Raw genomic sequence first — 4,333 nt, forward strand, 5'->3', positions numbered from 1 at the left:
GGAGGGCATGGTCACCAGAGGAGCATATCTACGCGCGTAGCGACCTGTCATCCCCCGGGCGGGCCGGTTCGCAGCTCCGGGTCGGGCGTTCGAGGGCCCGGCCCCCCGACCGATTCGTACCACCGGTCCGGGAACCACGCACCGCTGCCGGGAGCTCCCACCGGTACCCCGGCACGGGGGCGGTCCGCGGCTTCCCTCCCACCCCCCGCCGGTCCCTCGAGCCGGTCCGCGGAGCCGGACGGCCGGGCCGGTCGGGGGTCGGGCAGAATCGAGCCATGACCAGTGAGCCGCAGGAGTACGCAGACCGCAGCTACCGTTCCGGGCCCGCGATCGCCGGTGGGGTCCTGCTGCTCGGCCTGGCGGCCTGGATGGGCGGCGACGCCCTGCTGCGGGGGGACGGGCGGGTGCCGTTGTTCGCCGTCGCGGGCCTGCTGACGGTGGTTCCGTTGATCGTCGCCTTCACCGTGCGACCGGTGGTCCTCGCCGGTGACAACCGGGTTCTGATCCGCAACCCCTTCCGCACCATCCACGTCCCCTGGGGAGCCGTGGAAACCGTCCGGGCCCGCTACTCGGCGGAGTTGCTGACCGAGGGGGCGGTCTACCAACTGTGGGCGATCCCCGTCTCGCTCCGGGAACGGGGCAAGGCCACCCGTCACAACCAGCGGCTCGCCGCCGGCGAGGAGCCGCGCGGAGGGCTGCTCGGGACGATGCGCGGTCCCTCGGCCCCGCAGGACAACCAGCCCCGCACCGCGCCCGCCGACGCCTCGGTAGCGGAGCTGCGGGAGCTCGCCGAGCGTCGTCGGGAGGAGCCGGAGGCGGCCGGCACGGTCACCATCCGATGGGCGTGGGAGCTCATGGCGCCCGCGGCCTTCGGCGCCCTGCTCCTGATGATTCTCTGGGTCACCGGCTGACGCGCCCCCACCGGGCCCGACCCCACCGCGCGGGATCGGACCCGGCCCCCGGTGGCCGGAGGAATCGCCGGCTTCCCGGGATCGGGCCCGGGCCCGCCCCACCCCGGGAAGCCGGACGGTCACAGCCCGGCGGCCTCCGCCAGGTCACTCCGCAGCGCCGCCAACCGTCGGGCGGCCTCCGCCCGCGCGGCGGGCAGCCCCTCCCGGTCGGCCACCGGCACCACGACCTCCAGGTAGCACTTCAGCTTCGGCTCGGTGCCGCTGGGCCGGACGATGACCCGCCCGTCCGACAGGTCGTACCGCAGACCGTCGGTGGGCGGCAGCCCGTCCACCCCGTCCCGCAGGTCCGCCGCCCGGCGCACCGGGCTCCCGGCGAGGGTCGCCGGAGGGGTCTCCCGCAGCCGTGTCATGGCGGCCCCGATCAGGGAGAGGTCGGCCACCCGCACCGACAACTGGTCGGTGGCGTGCAGGCCGTGCTCGAGCGCCAGGTCATCGAGCAGGTCGGTCGGGCCGCGTCCCGCCTCCTTCAGGACGCTCGCCAGTTCCGCGACCGCCAGCGCCGCCGTGATCCCGTCCTTGTCGCGCACCCCCTCCGGATCCACGCAGTATCCGAGCGCCTCCTCGTACCCGTAGCGCAGGTCCTCCACCCTGGAGAGCCACTTGAACCCGGTCAGGGTGTACCGGAAGGGAAGACCGGCGGCCCGCGCCATGCGTTCCACCAGGGAGGAGGAGACGACCGAGGCGGCCAGGGTGCCGGCGGCGCCCCGACGGATCAGGTGGGCGGCCAACAGCGCGCCGACATCGTCGCCGCGCAGCATCCGCCAACCCTCCTCCCGGGAGGCGTCGGGCACGGCCACCGCACACCGATCGGCGTCCGGGTCGGAGGCGATGATCAGATCCGGCCGTTCCCGGCGGGCGGTGGCGAACGCCAGGTCCATCGCCCCCGGTTCCTCCGGATTGGGGAACGCCACGGTGGGGAAGTCGGGGTCCGGCTCGGCCTGCTCGGCCACCACCACCGGCTCGGGGAAGCCGGCGCGCCGGAACGCCTCCACCACCAGCGGCCCCCCGACGCCGTGCAGCGGGGTGTACACCACCCGGACCCCGCGCGGTGAGTCGGGGGCCGTGACGGTGCCGGCCCGCTCCAGGTACGCCTCGACGATCTCCTCGCCGAGCACCTCCCCCGCTCCCTCGGGGCGGGGGACCCCGGCGAGGGGCCCGACCGCCGCGATGCGGGCCGCGATGTCGGCATCGGCCGGCGGCACGATCTGGCTGCCGTCCCCGAGGTACACCTTGTAGCCGTTGTCCCGGGGCGGGTTGTGGCTGGCGGTCACCATGACGCCGGCGGCGGCTCCCAGCCGGCGGACGGCGAAGGCCAGCACCGGAGTGGGCAGCGGCCGGGGCAGCAGCAGCGCCCGCAGGCCGGCCCCGGTGATCACGGCCGCGGTGTCCAGGGCGAAGCGCTCGCTCATGTGGCGGGCGTCCCAGCCGATGACCACCGCGGGCGGGTCGCCCGCCTCCCCCGGAGTCGCGGTGTTCCCCACGTCCCCGGGGTCCATCCCGGCCCGGTCGCGCAGGTACGCCGCCAGGCCGGCGGCGGCCCGGATGACCACCGCACGGTTCATCCGCGTCGGTCCGGCCCCCAGTTCGCCGCGCAGACCGGCGGTGCCGAACTCCAGGGTCCCGGAGAAGCGGGCGGCCAGCTCGGCACGGGCCGTGCCGGCGGCCCCTTCGCCGGCGGCTCCCTCCCGGTGCGTCCCGGTGGCCTCGGCGCCGACGGCCCGGATCAGCTCGGCCAGCTCGGCGCGGGTCCCGGGGTCGGGGTCCTCGGCGAGCCAGGTTCGGGCGGCGGCCAGGGGGTCGGGGGCGCCGGCCCCGACGGGCGCGGCGTTCACAGCCGCTCCAGCACGCGTGCCAGCAGGTCGCCCATCCGCACGGCCGACTCCCGGCCGGCCTGCAGGACCTCCTCGTGGTTGAGGGGCTCCCCGGTGATGCCGGCGGCCAGGTTGGTCACCAGGGAGATGCCCAGCACCTCCGCGCCCGCCTCGCGGGCGGCGATCGCCTCCAACACGGTGGACATGCCGACCAGGTCACCGCCGATGGCCCGTACCATCCCGATCTCCGCGGGGGTCTCGTAGTGCGGCCCGGGGAACTGCACGTAGACGCCCTCCTCGAGATCGGGCTCGATCTCCCGGCACAGCGCCCGCAGTCTGCTCGAATACAGGTCGGTGAGGTCCACGAAGTTGGCGCCCACCACGGGAGAGGTACCGGTGAGGTTGATGTGGTCGGAGATGAGGACCGGCTGGCCGGGCCGCATCCCGGGCCTGACCCCGCCGCAGCCGTTGGTGAGCACCACGGTCTTGCAGCCGGCGGCCACCGCGGTGCGCACGCCGTGCGCCACGGCCGCCACGCCTCTGCCCTCGTAGTAATGGGTGCGCCCGAGGAAGACCAGAACCCGGACGGAGCCGATGAGGTGCGACCGCACCACGCCCGCGTGGCCGGCGACGGCCGGCGGTGGGAAGCCCGGCAGCTCGGTGACCGGGAACTCCGCCTCGGGGGCGCCCAGCACATCGGCGGCGGGCACCCAGCCCGAGCCCATGACGAGGGCCACGTCGTGCCCGGCGACCCCGGTCAGCTCGCGTACCCGGCCCGCGGCCTCCTCGGCCATGCCCACAATTTCGGAAGCGTTCACGAAGGGAGGGTAACGGTTTTTCGCCTACGCGCGTAGACCGTCGGATGGGGCGTAACCGGACCGATGCCCCGGAGCGCGTTCCGAGCACTTTCCCCACACGGTCCCGTCACAGAGGGAACCCGACCGACAGCGGTGTGCGGCGATCGGTCCGCGGTGGTCGACGCGGGGCGGGCACGGGCTCCCGGGCGACGGCGCTCAGCAGGGCCGTTTGCGCAGCTCGGTCACATAGTCATGGGGTGCGCCCGCCGACTCGGCGGCGTCCGCGACCTCCCCGAGGTAGCGGGCGGAGGGCAGGCCGCCCTCGTAGCCGTTGAGGACGTACAGCCAGGCCGGGAGGTCCCCCTCCAGGGTGTGCACCCGGACGCGCATCCGCCGGTAGATGTCCATGCCGACACCCTCCCAACGGTCCATCGCGTCCTCGTCCATGGGCGCGATCTCGTACAGCGCGACGAAGACCTGGGCGCGGGGGGCCTCCACGATGGTGGCCAGTGCCCCCTCCCAGCCCATGTGTTCCCCGCCGAAGGTCAGCCGCCAGTCCGACAGCCAGCCCGTGCAGCGCAGGGGGGAGTGGGGCGCACGCCGCGCCATCAGGCGGGGATCGAGATTGCCGGCGTAGGCGGCGTAGAGCGACATGGACCCGAGACTACGGGAGGGGGGTCCGAGTCCGCCGTAGTGTCGCGTCCCCCGGATCGTGCCGCTGTTCGGTGGCCCCGCCCCGGGTACGGGGGGTGGT

Annotated in this window: 4 protein-coding genes; 1 reads left to right on the top strand and 3 read right to left on the bottom strand. The window is 74.8% G+C overall.

All coding sequences use genetic code 11. The annotated features are described in order from the left end of the window. The first annotated feature begins 275 nt into the window (after window positions 1–275). Window positions 276–911: a PH domain-containing protein gene (locus FNQ90_RS14145; protein WP_182606712.1), complete on the top strand. Its 636-nt coding sequence runs from the start codon at window positions 276–278 to the stop codon at window positions 909–911. A gap of 119 nt (window positions 912–1,030) precedes the next feature. Here FNQ90_RS14145 and FNQ90_RS14150 read toward each other — a convergent pair whose 3' ends face one another. The 3 genes from FNQ90_RS14150 to FNQ90_RS14160 form a co-directional block, all read right to left on the bottom strand. Further along, window positions 1,031–2,803: a phospho-sugar mutase gene (locus FNQ90_RS14150; protein WP_182606713.1), complete on the bottom strand. Its 1,773-nt coding sequence runs from the start codon at window positions 2,801–2,803 to the stop codon at window positions 1,031–1,033. Beyond that, a complete protein-coding gene (locus FNQ90_RS14155; RefSeq protein ID WP_182606714.1) occupies window positions 2,800–3,576 on the bottom strand; it encodes a purine-nucleoside phosphorylase in 777 nt (258 codons plus the stop codon). The genes FNQ90_RS14150 and FNQ90_RS14155 overlap by 4 nt, the downstream gene beginning before the upstream one ends. A gap of 219 nt (window positions 3,577–3,795) precedes the next feature. After that, window positions 3,796–4,233 (bottom strand): gamma-glutamylcyclotransferase, encoded by a 438-nt coding sequence (locus FNQ90_RS14160; protein WP_182606715.1) that lies wholly within the window; start codon window positions 4,231–4,233, stop codon window positions 3,796–3,798. Between the last annotated feature and the right edge of the window lie 100 nt (window positions 4,234–4,333).

Source organism: Streptomyces alkaliphilus, from assembly GCF_014141535.1.
GTDB classification, from domain to species: Bacteria; Actinomycetota; Actinomycetes; order Streptomycetales; family Streptomycetaceae; genus Streptomyces; species Streptomyces alkaliphilus.

Excerpts from the sequence above, each read along its gene's own strand:
- FNQ90_RS14145 (WP_182606712.1), top strand. The coding sequence starts at position 276 with ATGACCAGTGAGCCGCAGGAGTACGCAGACCGCAGCTACCGTTCCGGG.
- FNQ90_RS14155 (WP_182606714.1), bottom strand. The coding sequence starts at position 3,576 with ATGGCCGAGGAGGCCGCGGGCCGGGTACGCGAGCTGACCGGGGTCGCC.
- FNQ90_RS14160 (WP_182606715.1), bottom strand. The coding sequence starts at position 4,233 with ATGTCGCTCTACGCCGCCTACGCCGGCAATCTCGATCCCCGCCTGATG.